The sequence below is a fragment of the Pseudomonas sp. MWU13-2862 genome (assembly GCF_023242495.1).
In the GTDB taxonomy this organism is placed as follows: domain Bacteria; phylum Pseudomonadota; class Gammaproteobacteria; order Pseudomonadales; family Pseudomonadaceae; genus Aquipseudomonas; species Aquipseudomonas gingeri_D.
In genome coordinates this window covers 109,088-125,353 of sequence record NZ_JALMEZ010000005.1, presented here as the reverse complement: position 1 = coordinate 125,353, position 16,266 = coordinate 109,088, and the positions used below count along the sequence as shown (strand labels likewise).

Below are 16,266 nucleotides of genomic sequence, written 5' to 3'. Positions count from 1 at the left end.
GACAACTCGTTCAGGACTCTACCTCCCGCTCACGGGCACAGCCCTTGTGCAATTCGGCCGCCAGCTTCTCTTCGTCCAGCGCCCCTTCCCACTTGGCGATAAATAGCGTCGCCACACCGTTGCCGATCACATTGATCAACGCCCCGCCCTCGGAAATAAACCGGTAGACCCCCAGTACCAGCACCAACCCCGCCGCCGGGATGACATCCAGGCTGCCAAGGGTCGCCGCCAGGGTGATAAACGCCCCGCCGGTGATACTGGCCGCGCCCTTGGAGGTCAGCAGCAGAATGAACAGCAAGGTCACCTGGTGCCAGAGGTCGAGGTGGATATCCAGCGCCTGGGCGATGAAAATCGCCAGCACCGTCATGTTGATACAGCTGCCATCGAGGTTGAAGCAGTAACCCGAAGGCACCACCAGGCCCACCACCGATTTCTCGCAGCCGAGGCGCTCCAGCTTGCCCATCAAACGCGGCAAGGCCGACTCCGAAGACGAGGTGCCCAGCACCAGGAACAGCTCGTCGCGGATGTACTTGAGGAACTGCCACAGACTGAAGCCCGCCAATCGCGCCACCAGATTGAGCACCACCAGGACAAAAAACAGCGCCGTCACGTAGTAGCAGATCAGCAAGTTGCCATACGCCCCCAGCGAACCCACGCCGTACTTGCCGACCGTAAAGGCCATGCCGCCGAAGGCCCCCAACGGCGAGACATGCATGACGATCCGGACCATGCGGAAAAACGCCTGGGCCACCAGGTCGATCAGGTTCAGCAGCGGCTTGCCGGCGGCACCGAGCATCTGCAAGGCAAAGGCAAACAGGATGGAAATAAACAGCACCTGGAGGATATCGCCCTCGGCGAAGGCGCCGAACACGGTACCGGGCACGATATGGGTGAGAAACCCCACCACGCTCTGTTCATGGGCCAGCTTGCTGTAGCTGTCGATGGCATGGGCATCTAGGCTCGCCGGGTTGATATGCATGCCGGTGCCGGGCTGCATCAGGTTGACCCCGATCAATCCCACCACCAGCGCCAGGGTGGTCAGCACCTCGAAGTACAGCAACGATTTGAAGCCGACCCGGCCGATGCGCTTGAGGCTCTGCATGCTGGCAATGCCGCTGACCACGGTGCAGAAGATAATCGGCGCAATCAGCATCTTGATCAGCTTGATGAAGGTGTCGCCCAGCGGCTTCATTTCTTCGCCGAGGCTGGGGTAGAAATGCCCGAAGACAATGCCCAGCACGATCGCCAGCAGCACCTGTACATACAGATGGCGAAACACCCCGCGCAGCCTTGAAGGGCGCGGTTTTCCTATTGTTATTGTTGTCATGGGTCGACCTTCTTGTTAGGGGGTGAAGCCGTTACGAGACGAGGTTGATCAGGTTCCCCGAGTAGTAGCCGTGCAGGTTGCCGAGGATGCCGTCGGCCAGGCGTTGCAGACTGCTCTGGCTGGCCCAGGCCACATGGGGCGTGACGATCAGGTTGGCATGGCGCTGGGTGAGCAAGGGGTGGTCAGCCGTTGGCGGCTCCTGGCCCAGCACATCGAGGGCCGCGCCGCCGAGGCGACCGCTGTCCAAGGCGGCGAGCACCGCCGCCTCATCCACCAACGGCCCGCGGGCGGTATTGATCAGCAAGGCACCGGGTTTCATCCGTGCCAGCTCCGCGGCACCGATCAGATGGCGGGTGTGTTCGGTCAGCGGGCAGTGCAGCGAGATCACATCGCTTTGCGCCAGCACCGTTTCAAACGCCTGATAACCCTTGCGCACCGGAACCACACCACGGTGTTCGGCATAGAGCAGCTGCATACCCAGGGCACTGGCCAGACGTGCCGTGGCCTGGCCGATACCACCTTTGCCGACGATACCCAGCACACTGCCCTGCACATCGCGGATCGGCGCGCGGTGGACGCAGAAGTGCCGCGAATCCGGCCAGTCGCGCACGGCGGCGGCCTGGTAGGCGAACAGCTGCCGGCGCAAGGCGAAGATCGACGCGATCACCGACTCGGCGACGCTTTGCGCCGAGTAGGCCGGGACATTGCACACCGTTACGGCGAAATCACGGCAGGCCACCAGGTCGATACAGTCGTAACCGGTGGCGGCGACGCAGATAAATCTCAGGTTGGGCAGTTGCTCGAGTTCGGCCCGGCCGATGCGTACCTTGTTGGTGATTACGGCGTCGGCATTGCGGGCAGCTTCCACCACCTGCTCCGGTGTCGTGTCGGAACGGTCCTGCCAGTCCGTCACCCAAGCTGGACGTGCAATGCCCACGGGCAGACTGGCGCTGTCGAGAAACACCACCCTCATACTGCACGCTCCGGCTGCACGAGCTCGGAAATCTCGATCAGGTTCAGGTCCGGATCACGCACGTACACCGAGCGGATCGGCCCGGTGGCTCCGGTGCGCAACACCGGGCCTTCGATAATCGGCCAGTCGACACGGGCCAGATGGGCAATCACCTGGTCCAGGGGGATCGAGGCGATAAAACACAGGTCCAGCGCCCCCGGCACCGGCAGGTGCGCCTTGGGCTCGAACTCGTGACCGCGCACGTGCAGGTTGATTTTCTGCTGGCCGAAGGCGAACGCCTTGCGCCCGCCAGCAAAGGTCTGCACCTGCATACCCATGACCCGCACGTAGAAGTCTTCGGCGGCCACGGGGTCGATCGTGGTCAGCACCAGGTGGTCAAGATGGTCGATCATGGTTGCAACTCCTGGGTTCGGGTCGATGGCACCTGTTTTTCCAGGCTGGCGACATGGGCGGGTATCGGGTGCAGGTCCAGGCGCTTGCCGGCCTTGAGGATCTGGCTGGGAATCTCGTGGCCGACCAGCCCCGGCAACTGCGCGGCTGCGGCCAGCACGCGGTCCAGGTCGACCCCGGTGTCAAACCCCATCAACTGCAGCATGTGCAGCAGGTCTTCGGTGCAGACATTGCCGCTGGCCCCCGGCGCGTAGGGGCAACCGCCGAGGCCGCCAAGGGAGGCGTCGAAACGGTCGACACCGGCCTCGATGGCCGCCAGGGCATTGGCCAGGGCCATGCCACGGGTATTGTGGAAATGCAAGGTCAGTTGCAGCGCCGGAAAACGCTCGCGCACCGCACGAGACAGCGCCTCGACCTGGCTCGGGTAGGCCATGCCGGTGGTGTCGCACAGGGTCACGCCACGGGCGCCCAGTTCGGCAAAGCGCTCGACCCAGTGCAGCACCTCCCCCACCGGCACATCGCCCTGCATCGGGCAACCGAACACCGTCGACAACGACACATTGATCGCTACCGGTGCCTGGCCGATCACACTGAACACTTCGCTGAGCTGGGCAAACGACTGCTCGCGGCTCATGCGCAGGTTGGAACGGTTGTGGGGTTCGCTGACCGACATCACCAGATTGGCTTCATCGATAGTGCACGCCAGGGCCCGCTCGGCGCCGCGCACATTGGGCACCAGCACGGTGTACTCCACCGCCGGATTGCGGCGGATGCCATGCATCACCGCTTCGGCATCCCGCAGCGCGGTAATGGCCTTGGGCGAAGTGAACGAGGTGACCTCGATCTTGGCGAAGCCACACTGGCTGAGGGCATCGATCAAGGCAATCTTGTCGGCGGTTTCGATAAACCGTGCTTCGTTCTGGAAGCCGTCACGGGTGGCGACTTCCTGCAGGAAAAGACGTTGCATGGGCATTCCTCGGGTTCAAATGATGCCGCGCTGGCGCCAGTCGGCCTGCTGCGCGGGCTCGATGCCAAGCTGGTCGAGAATCTCGCGGGTGTGCTGGCCGAGAGTGGGTGCCGGGCGCGCTACGCGGCCCGGTGTGCTGCCCAGCTTGGGCACGATGCCGGGCAAGGTCACTGGAGTGCCGTCGTCCAGTTGGCTGTCGAGTAGCATGTCGCGCGCCCGGTAATGCGGGTCCTGGGCGATATCGGCCGCGTTGTAGATCTTGCCGGCCGGAATCCGCGCCTCGGTCAGGATCGACAGCACTTCATCGAGGCCCAGCCGCGCGGTCCATTGGGAGATGGCGGCATCGATGCGCTCGACCTGCAACACGCGGCCGTCGTTCTGCGCGAGGTCGGGATCATTCGCCAGATCACGGCGGCCAATCACTTCCATCAGGCGTTGATAGATGCTGTCGCCATTGCCGGCGATCAGGGCAAAACCGCCGTCGCGACAACGATAGGCATTGGTCGGGGCGATCCCCGGCAAACTGCTGCCGGCGGGTTCACGCACGGTGTTGAACACCGAGTATTCGGGCAGCAGGCTTTCCATCATGTTGAACACCGATTCATACAGCGCCACGTCGATCTGCTGGCCTTCCCCGCCGTTCTGTTCACGGTGACGCAAGGCGAGCAGAATCCCGATCACCCCGTGCAGGGCCGACAGCGAGTCGCCGATAGAAACGCCGACCCTGACCGGCGTGCGCCCGGGCTCACCGGAGAGATGCCGCAGCCCCCCCATGGCTTCGCCGATCACGCCGAAGCCGGGCCGGTCACGGTAGGGGCCGGTCTGACCGTAGCCGGAGACGCGCAACATGATGAGTCTGGGGTTCAACGCATGCAGTGTGTCCCAGCCCAGCCCCCAATTTTCCAGGGTGCCCGGACGGAAGTTCTCGATCAGCACATCGGCATCGGCCACCAGTTGGCGCACCACCTGCTGCGCCTCGGCCTGGCGCAAATCCAGGGTCAGCGAGCGTTTGTTGCGTGACTGCGCGGCCCACCAGACGGACGTCCCGTCGTGCAGCAAGCGCCACTTGCGCAGCGGGTCGCCGGTGACTGGCGGCTCGATCTTGATCACATCGGCGCCAAACTCACCGAGCATCTTCGCCGCAAAGGGCCCGGCGATCAGTTGGCCGAGCTCCACGACCTTCACACCTTGCAGAGGTAAATCCATGGCGTTTTCCGTTCTTGTCGAGTACTTGTGACAGGGATAATCGACACAAACCCGGCAGATGAAAATTTCATATTTCGCCACTATCCTTTCCAAACTGGAAAGCCTTGGACTCTTTTGATGATCAATCCCCTGCATTTCGACCTGTTGTCCTTGCGCCTGCTGATCTTCGCCGCCGAGGCCGGCAACCTGACCCGCGCCGCCGACAAGGCCAATATGACGGTCTCGGCGGCCAGCAAGCGCCTGGCCGAGCTGGAGCGCACGACCCAGTGTCCGTTGTTCGTGCGGTTGCCGAGGGGGCTTGAACTGACGGCGGCGGGACAAGGGATGGTCGAGCACGCCAGGACGATTCTTGAAGGGGTCAACCGCATGGCCTCTGATGCCAGTGATTACGCGGTGGGCGTGCGCGGGCATATACGGCTATTCGCCAACACCTCGGCGGTGGTCCAGTTCCTGCCGGGTGACCTGACGCTGTTCCTGCGCGCCAACCCCCACGTGCGCATCGGACTGGAAGAAGCCCTCAGCGAACCGATCATTCAAGCCGTGGAGAACGGACGCGCCGATATCGGTATTTTTGCCGACAACGTGCCGGCCGAGGGGCTCTACACACTGCCCTATCGCAACGATCGCCTGGTGCTGCTGGTGCCTGTCGGCCATGAGCTGGCCAATGCGGGCCGTGTGTCCTTCACGGACACGCTCGGCTTCGATTACGTGGCGCTCAATCAGGGCAGCTCGCTGCTGCGCCGGATCAACGATGCCGCCGTGAGCGCGGGCAAGGTCCTCAAGGTACGCATTCAGGTCAGCAGCTTCGACGGTATCTGCCGCATGATCGAAGCGGGTTTGGGGATCGGGATATTGCCGTTGCAGGCGGTACGGAGCGAACTGCTCGGCACTCGCCTGATAGCCGTCGACCTGAGCGATGACTGGGCGCGGCGCACCTTGTTTGTCGGGGTCAAGGACACAGCGCAACTGGCCCCGGAGGCGGCCAAGTTGTTTGAGTATCTGAGCAGCGCAGAAAGGTAAACCGCCGGTCGTGCTGGAAAAGTAACCGCGCCCCCACAAAAGTCCCACTCAACCGGGTGGCGTTTGTGCTAACGGCCAGTGCCAGAACGCAGACGCTGGGCGCTCCCGCCAGAACGACGGCATTCGCATTGGCCACGGACCTGATTGCCGGTATTGAGAATTCAGAGAAGGGATAGATCGGGTATCCCGGAGTGCCCCTCGGAGGGCAGGTGTCGTTTGTGGTCTATAGTTCCTACCGGATCAGTTGATAATCTCTTTCGCACGGACGCTACAAGGCCCCGTCCTCGAGCCATCACCCCGTCGGATGCCCGCTAGCCTAGAGTGTTGCTACAACGCAGGGAGCACTGCATGTCGATCCAACGGACAAACGGACTGAGATCGGCTCCCGATAGCGCAACGCCCGTCGCCCCACCTTCCGAGAACCGCGACAGCCTCTTTCGGCGCCTTCTGGAGCCGATCAAGGAAGCCTACATCTTGTTCCCGCTGCTGGCCGCCCTGCTGGTACTGGCCATCTGGTCGGCCACCCTCTACCTGATCAAGATCGAACAGACGCGGGCGCAACGCAACGCGGCCACCACCAGCCTGGAGATCAGCGCTACCTACGAAGCGCAGATGTTGCGCGCCGTTCGTGAAATTGACCAAACCCTCAAGCTGGTCAAATACACCTATGAGACCGAGGGTGAGCGTAATCCCCTGCCCAAGCTCAAGGAGCGGGCCTTGTTGCCGCCGGCCCTGTTGTTTGACGTCAGTGTGGTCACCCCGGACGGTGAACCCGTGGCGAGTACTCGCGCCAACGAAGCGGGAAATATCACCGAACCGGACGAACAACAGACGCTGCGGCACAACGATACGCTGTTGATCAGTCGCCCCTGGAAAAATCCGCTGACGGGGGAATGGCGATTGCGCTTCAGTCGTCGGCTCAATGCAGCGAACGGCGCGTTCTCGGGCATTGCCCGGGTCGAAGTCGATGCGGCTTATTTCGTCAGCAGTTATGACGATTCGAAACTCGGCGACCGGGGCGTACTCGGACTCCTGGGCACCGATGGCATTTTCCGGGTACGACGCAGCGGAGAGTCGGTGCTGGCCGGCGATGCCGTCGACTACGCGACACTGGCGCCCAATACCGAAGACACCCAGGCGCGGCTCTCGACCAATGCCTGGGATGGCGTGCAACGCTACACCAGTGTGCGCCAGCTGTATGACTTTCCCCTGGCGGTGATTGTCGGGTTATCCGCCGAAGAACGCCTGGCCGCCGTGACCCGGCAAGCGCAGACCTACCTGTGGCGAGCCGCCGCCGGCAGTCTGCTGCTGGTGCTTCTGGCCGGCCTGCTGAGCCGCATGAACTGGCAGCTGGCGCAAAGTCGCTTGCGCGCCGCCGAAGACAAGGTCGCCTATGCCGAGCGCGTCGAGTACCTCGCCTACCACGACGGTCTCACGGCGCTGCCCAATCGCAGCCTGTTCAGCAAACTGTTGAGCCAGAACATCAGTGAAGCGCGCCGTGATCATCGGCAACTGGCGGTGCTGTTCCTCGACCTCGACCGCTTCAAACACATCAACGATACGCTGGGCCACCATGCCGGCGACCAACTGCTGCAGGAAGTCGCGGGCCGCCTCACGGCCTGCCTGCGCGCCAGCGATACCGTCGCCCGCCTGGGTGGCGACGAATTCGTGGTCCTGCTACCGGAGCTGTCCGAGGCCAAATATGTGGCGGACACCGCGCAGAAAATCCTCTCGGCCATCGCCAAGCCTTTCAAGCTTCAAGGACAAGAGTTCCGGGTAACCGCCAGCGTCGGCATCAGCCTCTATGCGCAAGATGGCCTGGACGAGCAGACGCTGACCAAACATGCCGATATCGCCATGTATCAGGCCAAGCAACAGGGTAAAAACAACTTCCAGTTCTACTCCGAGAAACTCAACGCCGAGTCGCTGGAACGCTTGACCCTGGAACTCGGCTTGCGCCATGCATTGGAACGTAACGAGTTCCGGCTTCACTATCAGGCCAAACGCGATATCCGTAGCGGCCGGATCACCGGCATGGAGGCCCTGTTACGCTGGGAACACCCGGACCTGGGGCTGATAGCCCCCATGCAGTTTATCCCCGTTGCCGAGGAAACCGGTTTGATCGTGCCCATCGGCAAGTGGGTGCTGAGAACGGCCTGCCTGCAAAACATCGCCTGGCAACGGCAGGGGCTGCCGCATCTGGGGGTTGCCGTGAACCTGACGGCCCGGCAGTTTGTCGATGACAATCTGCTCACCGACCTCGCCACGATACTGACAGAGACCGGCATGGAGCCCGGCCTGCTGGAACTGGAGATCGCCGAGAGCCTGCTCATGCAGGATGTCAAAAGAGCGCTGCAGGTGTTGAACGGCCTGAAAAAGCTGAAGATCCGGATCGCCATCGATGATTTCGGGATTGGCTACTCTTCGCTCTCGGCACTCAAGCAGTTTCCACTCGACTCAATCAAGATCGATCGCTCGTTTATCCGTGACGTCACCAGCGTGGCGGAAGACAAGGCCCTGACCGAGGCCATTATCGCAATGGGTCGAACCCTCAGCCTGACCGTGGTGGCCCAAGGCGTGGAAACCCGCGAACAGGCCGATTTCCTGCGGGACAACGCCTGCGACGAATTCCAGGGTTTCTACTTCAACAAGCCGGTGCCCGCCGATCAGTTCGGGGTCTTGCTCCAGGCACAGGCAGCCAACAAGACCCTCGGCAGGTAACCCCTCATTGCGGGTCGGGAGGAAGCGCCCTGACGCTGGCATCCACTTCACGGGACTCGATATAGCCGATACTGTCGGGATTCCCGGCAATCCGTTTCTTCACTTCCGCGCCATTGGCTACCGCTTCCGGCGGCTGGCCCCTGCCGGTAAAAATGATTTTCGACCAGTGCGCCTTGAGCTGCGCGGCCGACTTGCCGGTGAAGCTGGTGTAGAACTCATCACGGGTTGCGGAGCCTTCCGTCTGGTCGATCGGAGTGACCGGCTTGCCGCTGGGGAAACGATTGGTCTTGCCCAGGAAGATGTCCGCCACCTGATTGCGCGTCAACGCCTGCACCGGGCTGGCAGCGGCGACAACCACCACCACATCGGCCATGGCAAGCGTGCTGCCCAGGCACAGGGCGAACCCTGCCAGCGTGCAACCGGCACGTTTGAGACACCGCAGGATCGGCGCCATCAGAAGACAAAATCGACAGCGAGGCTGAGCAGATTGAACGAGCCTCCCGGCTCATAGCCCGGCTGGAGATTGACCAACGGACCACTGGCGTTACTGTCTAAACGCGTGTGATCGTACTGCAGTTTGGCGTCCATATTCTTCGTGAAGTCCCAGCGCATGCCGACGGACAGGGTCTGCTGGCCGCTGCCCGATGCCAGTTGGGTGTTGAGTGCGCCGTTAAGGCCAGCCGCGACGCTCGCGAGGTCTGGCGATAAACCCGATGTCGTCAGACCCGCGCTGGACGTTTCGCTGACCGTCTTGGAGCGAGCGTAGGTGACATAGGGTGTGAAGGTGTCAATTCTATAGCCACTGCTGACATACCAGGCGTTTATCGTCCCTATTGCCGAATGGCTGTCGATATGCCCCCATTCGCCCATGACGAACCACTTGCCTGGATCATAGATGGCCCCCACGCCGATAAACTCAAAGGGCTTGCCCTTGACATCATAACGGTCGGCTATCGCATTGCCTTGCGCACCGAAGTCCCTGAAACCGTCGAACAGTGGATTGAACGACTCCACGGTCACGTGGGTTTTCTGGTAGGTGACGCGGGTGGTCAAGTCCCCGTATTCAGTCAAATTGGAAATGCCCCACGCGTCCCTGCTCAAGGTCCTGCCGGTGTTGGCGGGCATCCGGAAATCGCCCTGGCCGACATTGCCCTGCACGGTATTGGTCAGGTCACCGAAGTGCAGCCGGTAGCTGAGGTCAAGGCCATCGGTGCTGGTGACCGGTATCAGGCTATAGACCTCTCCCGGCGGGCGTACCCATGGCAGGGTGTAACCCACTTTGCGGCTGTCGGAGAGCAGGAAAGCCGGCTGCACCGTGCGACCGGCGCGCAGGCTGAAATCGGGCGTGAACTGGTATTTGAAGTTCGCCCATTCGAGGGTGGGACGGTAGCTGTTGTCGTAATTCTGCTCCGAGATGACCTGCACCACGGCCGAGAGCTGCCGGGTAAAGTTGGCCGTTACCTGGGCACCGATCAGGCTGTCGACATCCGCATCCCAGCTACGGGTGTGACCGGCACCGTTGGGCTTGTAGATGCTGGAGGTGAAGTCGGCGTTTTTTTCGCTGGAGTGAACAATACCCGCAGTGCCGAAACTGCTCAGGGAAAACGTGGGCATCGTGGCGTCGTCGGCCTTCACGGTGGCGGTATATAACGTCATCACGGCCAAGGCCAGCGTATTGAGTGCGAGCCTCATGGGTTCAATGCAACCACAACAGGGGATGCGAATACATCCGGGCACGCTTTCGCTCGGGAACACGCTTGGCGATTGACTGATGAAGTGTCGGGGAGGACTGCGGCCATTCGTTCTATTCCTTGTAACGTTGGCTCAATAAAATCCAGCGATACCACGAGCAAAATTGTAGACGACAAAACCCCATACGCCCGGGTTATGCAGCCGCTGCCGGGCTCGAAACCTGGCTGGGCAGTTCCAGGGTGAAGATTGCCCCTTGTCCCGGCCCGTCACTGTGGACCTTCAATGCCCCGCCCATCTCCATGGCCGCCAGGATGCAGCTGTGCAATCCGAAACCATGGCCGTCTTTGCGCGTGGTGAATCCGTGGGCAAAAATCCGCGTCAGATTCTCCTCGGCAATCCCCTCGCCATTGTCGATCACCTTGATGACCAGGGTCTGCTCCGGCAGCATCTCGGTATGCAGGGTAATCAGCGGAGGTCGATCGGCTGGATTGTCCATCGCGCCGCCGGCATTTTTTATCAGGTTGACCAGGATCATCAGCAAGCGGTGCTTGTCCAGTTGCAAACAGGGCGTTTCGGCAAACTCTTTCACCACGGTGACCTGGCGGGCAGCGAGGAAACTGGCATTCATGCGCAGCGCATCCTCGATCAACTGCGGTACCTGCACGGCCTCGGCAAGACTGGATGCCCCTGAATAAGACTGCTGGGCCGCGACGATTTCCTTGATGTGATCGATGCTCTGGGTCAATTGATCGAGTTCGTCGGTCATGCTCTTTTGTTCGAGCGCCAAAGCGTCCACCAACTGGTTCAGATAGCCCGGAAGCAGCTTGCCTTTCTCGTCCTGGGAGATGAAGTGACCCAGATCCTCGACATGCTCGTTCATCAACTGCACCGCTTTGCTCAGACCCAGGGCTTTGCTGGTGCGCAGCTTGCGGGTAACCACTTCGGCGGAGACATTCACGCTATTGAGCACATTGCCCACGTTATGCAGGACATTGGTGGCGATTTCCGCCATCCCGGCCTGACGCGCAATGGCGACCAGCTGGGCCTGGGCTTCGGCCGTGCGCAAGCGGCTTTGCGCGAGCTGCCAGCTCATCCGGCTCAGCAGGCCGACCAGTAACACCAGCAACAGGCTGCCGCCCGCGGCCCGCCACAAATAGGTATGCGCCTGCCCGGTCACCGTGGCCAGTTGTTCTTCTTCAGACAACCCGACGATCACCGCCAGGGGCAGGTCATAGAGCTGACGGGCGCTGGTGTAGCGGCGCACGCCGTCCCAGGTATTGGTCGCCAACAGTGCTTGGGTGTCCTCGGTGTCCGGGACCAACGCCGCATAATCCACCGCATCGCCGGCCAGCACCGCATCGCCGCTTCGGCGTACCCGAAAAATGCCGTCGGTACCCAACAAACCAAGGACGCCATGGTCGCCGAGTTTCGAGGCGTCATAGCTGCTGACAAAATAGGCCGCATCGACCTCGACCCGGGCGATGCCCGAAAACCCACCGTCCGGAGCATTCAGCCGGCGGCTGAAACGCAGCCGCCATTCTCCCGTCTGCGGTTTTTTCCAGGCGTGACTGATCAACAGTGTGTCGTCGTGCTGCAGTGCCTGTTGCTCATCCCGGTCCGAAATAGCTTCCGTATCGTTGGCCCGCGTACTCGCCACCAGCCCGCCGTCCGGGTTGACCACACTGACGTCAAACAACAGGGGCGGCGGCAATAACGCCCGCTCCTTGAGCCTGGGCAGTGGATTACGCTCGCCTTCGGCCTCATAGGTGTATTTGACCAGCTTGAGGGTTTGATCGATTTCGTGGACGGCACGCAACATCTGGGCCTCGTAGGTGGCGCCGATCTCCAGGCTGGCCGTGGTTGCGCCGCGTTGCGCCCGTACCAGTTCACTGTTGATGAGGTACAGCGTTGCCGTCCAGATAGCCAGCAAAAGGACAGCGGCCAGCAGCGGAAACAGGATGTAGGCTTCCTTGACCTGATCGAGCCCACGCTGGAAAAAACCGCGGGTGGTCCTGGCAATGGCGGCCGCAGACCTGGCAATAGTGGGAGCCGACCTCAGTCCGTCTGGTCGTTGGATCGACATGCTGTGCTCCCTGCGTTGTACCAACACTTCTAGGCTAGAGGGCATCCGCCGGGGTTATGGCCCAAGGAGCGGGCTGGGGCTCCTTGTAGCGTCCGTGCGAAAGAGATTATCAACTGATCCGATAAGGACTATAGATCACAAACCGGGTAAGCGAACCCGCCGATCAAGCGCAAAACTCATTACACCACCTCACTAATGATGTTCTTGGCCCCACCTTTATCCGCGTTTAACAACCTAATAAATTGCTCCCACTGCCTGCCATCATGCCGATGGGCAGGTCACTGGAGACTTGTCATGCCTTTTGTCAGCGTGCGCATAACCCGCGATGGCGTTACCTCGGAGCAGAAAGCCCAGGTGATTGCCGAAATCACTGAAACCCTGCAACGGGTGCTCAACAAACGCCCGGACCTGACCCACATCGTGATCGAGGAAGTCGACACGGATAACTGGGGCTACGCCGGCATCAGCACCACCCAATACCGCCAGCAACTGGCGCAGAACCCGTCATGAACGCGCCCGTCAAGCTCGACTTCATCTCCGATGTGGTCTGCCCCTGGTGCGCCCTGGGCGTGACGGCCCTGGAACGGGCCATCGCCAACCTGGCCGATGAAGTCTCGGTCGAGTTGACCTTCAAACCCTTCGAACTGAACCCGGACATGCCGGCCGAAGGCGAGCACGCGGTGCGGCACATGATGCGCAAATACGGCCGCAGCGCCGAAGAAGTCGCCGCCGGCAAGCAGATGTTGATGACCCGGGGCGAGGCCATCGGTTTTCAGTTCGACCTGGAAAAACGCAGCCATTTCTACAACACCTTCGATGCCCACCGCCTGTTGCTCTGGGCCTTGCAGGAAGGTCGGCAGATCGAACTGAAGAGAGCCTTGCTGCGCGCCTATTTCAGCGACGGGCAGAACCCGAGCGACCGGGAAACCCTGGTGCGTCTGGCAACCGAAGCGGGACTGCAGGCGGCGCCTGCCCGTGAAGTGCTGGCCAGCGGCGCGTTCGCCGACGAAGTCCGTGAACTCGAGGCTTTCTACCGCGCACGCGGCATCAACTCGGTGCCGGCCATGATCCTCAACGGCCGTCATCTGGTGTCCGGCTCGCAGTCGGTCGAGTACTACGAACAGATGCTGCGGGAAATCGCCTCCGCCGCTGCTTGATTGATCACGCCCTACCCCCTTACTTTCCATCGAGGTTTTATCATGAGCCATGCAAAAAAAGTCGTTGTGATTACTGGCGCTTCCCAAGGGATCGGCGCGGCGCTGGTCAAGGCCTACCGTGATCTCGATTACCGGGTGGTTGCCACCGCCCGCTCGGTCAAGCCGTCCACAGACCCGGATATCCTCACCGTCGCCGGTGACATTGCCGACCCGGCCACCGCCGAGCGCGTCATCCGTGAAGGTGTCGCCCGTTTTGGTCGTATCGACAGCCTGATCAACAACGCCGGGGTCTTTATCGCCAAGCCGTTCACCGGCTACACCCACGAAGACTATGCCAACGTGCTGGCGGTGAACCTGAATGGTTTCTTCTACATCAGCCAGCTGGCGATTAGCGAGATGGAGAAACAAGGCAAGGGTCATATCGTCAACGTCACCACCAGCCTGGTGGATCACGCCATCGACGGGGTGCCGTCGGTACTGGCCTCGCTGACCAAGGGTGGGCTCAATTCGGCGACCAAGTCCCTGGCCATCGAGTACGCCAAGCGCGGGATCCGGGTCAATGCGGTCAGCCCCGGGATCATCAAGACCCCGATGCATGCCGAAGAAACCCATGAGGCGCTGGGCCGCCTGCATCCGGTCGGGCGGATGGGGGAAACCAGCGATATCGTCCAGGCGATTGTCTACCTGGAGTCTGCCGGGTTTGTGACGGGTGAGATCCTGCATGTGGACGGTGGGCAGAGCGCCGGGCACTAAGCACCTGAGCAGAAGAAGAACGCCTCGCCTGTAGGATTCGGGGCGTTTTTATTGGAGGTCGACGGCCAGGCTCAATCCATTTTGGGTAAAGGACTCCGTTGGCCGGCGTTCTGAAAATCGGCAATCTGCTGCCACATCGCAAGCGGATTGGAATACATGGGAAAGTGGCCACACTGCGCGATGGGGGCCAGCCGCACGCCTTCGGCCTGGATATGCGAGAGATAGGACAACGAGGCGTTCTGTTCGCCATACATGAACATGCGCGGACATTTCAGGCCGAGAAATTTGCCCATCAGGTCAGCGTTATCGGAAAGCTCGACCATTGACTGGAAGATCCCACGCACCGCGCCGGCCCGCACCTTGTGTCGCAAGCTGGCCGAATATAGCGCGCTGGCATACGCCGGAGCCTGGCGAGTACGCTCGATAAACGCGGCAAAAAAAACCTCGGGATCGTCCGCCGGATAATCGACGATCTGTCGACTGAGAAAGCAGTCTTCCGGGGCAATATTGCCCTCGATATCGACAAAGCTGAGTATCCGCTCCGGGAACTGATGGGCCAGCATCAGCGCGGTAAGCCCACCCATGGAGTGACCAACCAGATGGAAGCGCTCGATACCGAAATGCTCCAGCACCTGCAAGGCCGTCTGCAGCAGGAAAGGGATGGAGATCCTCGATAAATCACTGCACTGGCTCTCACCGCAGCCCGGCGCGTCGTACGCGACAAAGGGATGACCGGAAAAGGCACCCTGCAGCACGATGTCGGCATAGTCTTCCTTGGTCGAGCCAAAACCATGCAGGAAGACAATAGGCGCCAAGTCACCCTCACGATAAATGGCCGCCACGTTCAGTTGAACCCCTTCGACTGTAAGAGGGAGCTGCGTATGGGTGAATGTTTCCGGTGAGGGCACGGAAGTAACTCCTTGAACAAAAGGTTTTCGCACGGACACGAATTGCCGACGGTACAGGCGACAATCTCAAGGGAATCAGGTTTTCTGTAAATTCCTGATTCAGGAAGGTTTTCATACGCAAAACCTATCAGCCTTGAACAACACCCCGGTCACACCTTGGCCCGAAACCGGGCGACCAGGGCTTCTACCAATGGATTGGGTCGGCTGGTATTCCAGGCCATCGCGGTGGTGACCACCTGCAACTTCTGGCTCAGCGGTCGGAACACCACATTGGCGGGAGCCAGCTTTTTCAGCGACGCCGGTACCAGCGCAATACCTTGGCCATAGCTGACAAAGGCGATCTGCGACGCGACCGAACGCACTTCATGCAAGACACGCGGGGAGAAACCACTGGCCCGACAGGTCGCAATCAGGTTATCGAAATACACCGGGCTGACCTTCCGAGAAAACATCACCAAGGCTTCGTTGGCCAGACTCGACAGACTGATACGCGAACGCGAGGCCAATGGGTGATCGACGGGCAATGCCACCACCAGACGATCTTCCGTCAATGGCAGTGACCGGATCGACGCCCCCAGATCACCGTCCAGCCGGGCAAACGCCAGATCGATATCCCCGGCCTCCAGCGCCGGGACGGCTTCAACGCTGTCGATTTCCCGCACCGACACCGTGAGGTGCGGGTATTCACGCTTCAGTTGTTCGATCAGCCCCGGCAACACGTCAAACATGGCCGTTGAAATCGCGCCGATGGTCAACAGGCCCGACTGCCCCGCCACCGCCTCTTCCACGGCCAGTTCCAGACGCTCCAGTTGCTCGGCGAACTTGCGTACCGCCGGCAGGATCGCGGCCCCGACCGGGGTCAGTTTCGCACCCCGTCGCGAACGCTCGAAGAGCGTGACCTTGAGCGCCTGTTCCAGGACCTGGATCTGCTCGCTCAGCGGTGGCTGGGACATGCCCAGACGCTTGGCGGCGCGGCCGAAATTCTGTTCCTCGGCAACCGCCAGGAACAACCAGAGGTGACGAATCAGACGGAAATTGATCATGGTTTATCCATAGGTTCAGCGTATCC

The 16,266-nt window shown here is 61.1% G+C and carries 15 protein-coding genes; 5 read left to right on the top strand and 10 right to left on the bottom strand.

What is annotated here, in order from left to right:
- Positions 1–10 precede the first annotated feature (10 nt).
- The 5 genes from M5C56_RS10840 to M5C56_RS10820 are packed head-to-tail and all read right to left on the bottom strand — an operon-like array spanning position 11 to position 4,863.
- The gene (locus tag M5C56_RS10840; protein WP_103494368.1) at positions 11–1,327 is read right to left on the bottom strand and encodes a dicarboxylate/amino acid:cation symporter; all 1,317 of its coding nucleotides are present in this window, start codon (positions 1,325–1,327) and stop codon (positions 11–13) included.
- 31 nt (positions 1,328–1,358) lie between these two features.
- Complete coding sequence (locus M5C56_RS10835; RefSeq protein ID WP_103494367.1) at positions 1,359–2,300, bottom strand: D-2-hydroxyacid dehydrogenase; 942 nt, start codon at positions 2,298–2,300, stop codon at positions 1,359–1,361.
- Positions 2,297–2,692 (bottom strand): VOC family protein, encoded by a 396-nt coding sequence (locus tag M5C56_RS10830; protein ID WP_103494366.1) that lies wholly within the window; start codon positions 2,690–2,692, stop codon positions 2,297–2,299. The genes M5C56_RS10835 and M5C56_RS10830 overlap by 4 nt, the downstream gene beginning before the upstream one ends.
- The gene (locus M5C56_RS10825; RefSeq protein WP_103494365.1) at positions 2,689–3,657 is read right to left on the bottom strand and encodes a hydroxymethylglutaryl-CoA lyase; all 969 of its coding nucleotides are present in this window, start codon (positions 3,655–3,657) and stop codon (positions 2,689–2,691) included. The genes M5C56_RS10830 and M5C56_RS10825 overlap by 4 nt, the downstream gene beginning before the upstream one ends.
- Before the next feature lie 15 nt (positions 3,658–3,672).
- Positions 3,673–4,863, bottom strand: a complete 1,191-nt coding sequence (locus M5C56_RS10820) for a CoA transferase (RefSeq protein WP_103494364.1) — start codon at positions 4,861–4,863, stop codon at positions 3,673–3,675.
- Between the two features lie 117 nt (positions 4,864–4,980).
- Here M5C56_RS10820 and M5C56_RS10815 point away from each other — a divergent pair, with 117 nt between their 5' ends.
- Together M5C56_RS10815 and M5C56_RS10810 are read left to right on the top strand one after the other, a co-directional pair.
- Positions 4,981–5,883 (top strand): LysR family transcriptional regulator, encoded by a 903-nt coding sequence (locus M5C56_RS10815; protein WP_103494363.1) that lies wholly within the window; start codon positions 4,981–4,983, stop codon positions 5,881–5,883.
- Between the two features lie 474 nt (positions 5,884–6,357).
- A complete protein-coding gene (locus M5C56_RS10810) occupies positions 6,358–8,604 on the top strand; it encodes an EAL domain-containing protein (RefSeq protein ID WP_247263143.1) in 2,247 nt (748 codons plus the stop codon).
- Positions 8,605–8,608: 4 nt separating this feature from the next.
- Here the strand turns inward: M5C56_RS10810 and M5C56_RS10805 are convergent, their stop codons facing one another.
- The 3 genes from M5C56_RS10805 to M5C56_RS10795 all read right to left on the bottom strand — a co-directional run bounded on the left by M5C56_RS10805 (position 8,609) and on the right by M5C56_RS10795 (position 12,379).
- Positions 8,609–9,058, bottom strand: coding sequence for a substrate-binding domain-containing protein (locus tag M5C56_RS10805; protein ID WP_103494361.1), 450 nt, complete (start codon positions 9,056–9,058; stop codon positions 8,609–8,611).
- Entirely contained in the window at positions 9,058–10,296 is a 1,239-nt protein-coding gene (locus M5C56_RS10800; protein WP_103494360.1) for a porin, read from the bottom strand. Before M5C56_RS10800 ends, M5C56_RS10805 begins: the two co-directional genes overlap by 1 nt.
- 193 nt (positions 10,297–10,489) lie before the next feature.
- On the bottom strand, positions 10,490–12,379 hold the full coding sequence (locus tag M5C56_RS10795; protein WP_103494359.1) for an ATP-binding protein: 1,890 nt from the start codon (positions 12,377–12,379) through the stop codon (positions 10,490–10,492).
- 294 nt (positions 12,380–12,673) lie between these two features.
- Here M5C56_RS10795 and M5C56_RS10790 point away from each other — a divergent pair, with 294 nt between their 5' ends.
- Genes M5C56_RS10790 through M5C56_RS10780 form a run of 3 tightly spaced genes read left to right on the top strand, consistent with a single transcriptional unit; the run spans position 12,674 to position 14,289 of the window.
- The gene (locus M5C56_RS10790) at positions 12,674–12,889 is read left to right on the top strand and encodes a 4-oxalocrotonate tautomerase family protein (protein WP_100939466.1); all 216 of its coding nucleotides are present in this window, start codon (positions 12,674–12,676) and stop codon (positions 12,887–12,889) included.
- The gene (locus M5C56_RS10785; protein WP_103494358.1) at positions 12,886–13,536 is read left to right on the top strand and encodes a DsbA family oxidoreductase; all 651 of its coding nucleotides are present in this window, start codon (positions 12,886–12,888) and stop codon (positions 13,534–13,536) included. The genes M5C56_RS10790 and M5C56_RS10785 overlap by 4 nt, the downstream gene beginning before the upstream one ends.
- A gap of 42 nt (positions 13,537–13,578) precedes the next feature.
- On the top strand, positions 13,579–14,289 hold the full coding sequence (locus M5C56_RS10780; protein ID WP_103494357.1) for an SDR family oxidoreductase: 711 nt from the start codon (positions 13,579–13,581) through the stop codon (positions 14,287–14,289).
- A gap of 71 nt (positions 14,290–14,360) precedes the next feature.
- On the opposite strand, the gene M5C56_RS10775 is transcribed toward M5C56_RS10780, so the two are convergent.
- Entirely contained in the window at positions 14,361–15,197 is an 837-nt protein-coding gene (locus M5C56_RS10775) for an alpha/beta hydrolase (protein WP_103494356.1), read from the bottom strand.
- A gap of 149 nt (positions 15,198–15,346) precedes the next feature.
- Positions 15,347–16,240, bottom strand: coding sequence for a LysR family transcriptional regulator (locus M5C56_RS10770; protein ID WP_103494355.1), 894 nt, complete (start codon positions 16,238–16,240; stop codon positions 15,347–15,349).
- Positions 16,241–16,266 lie beyond the last annotated feature (26 nt).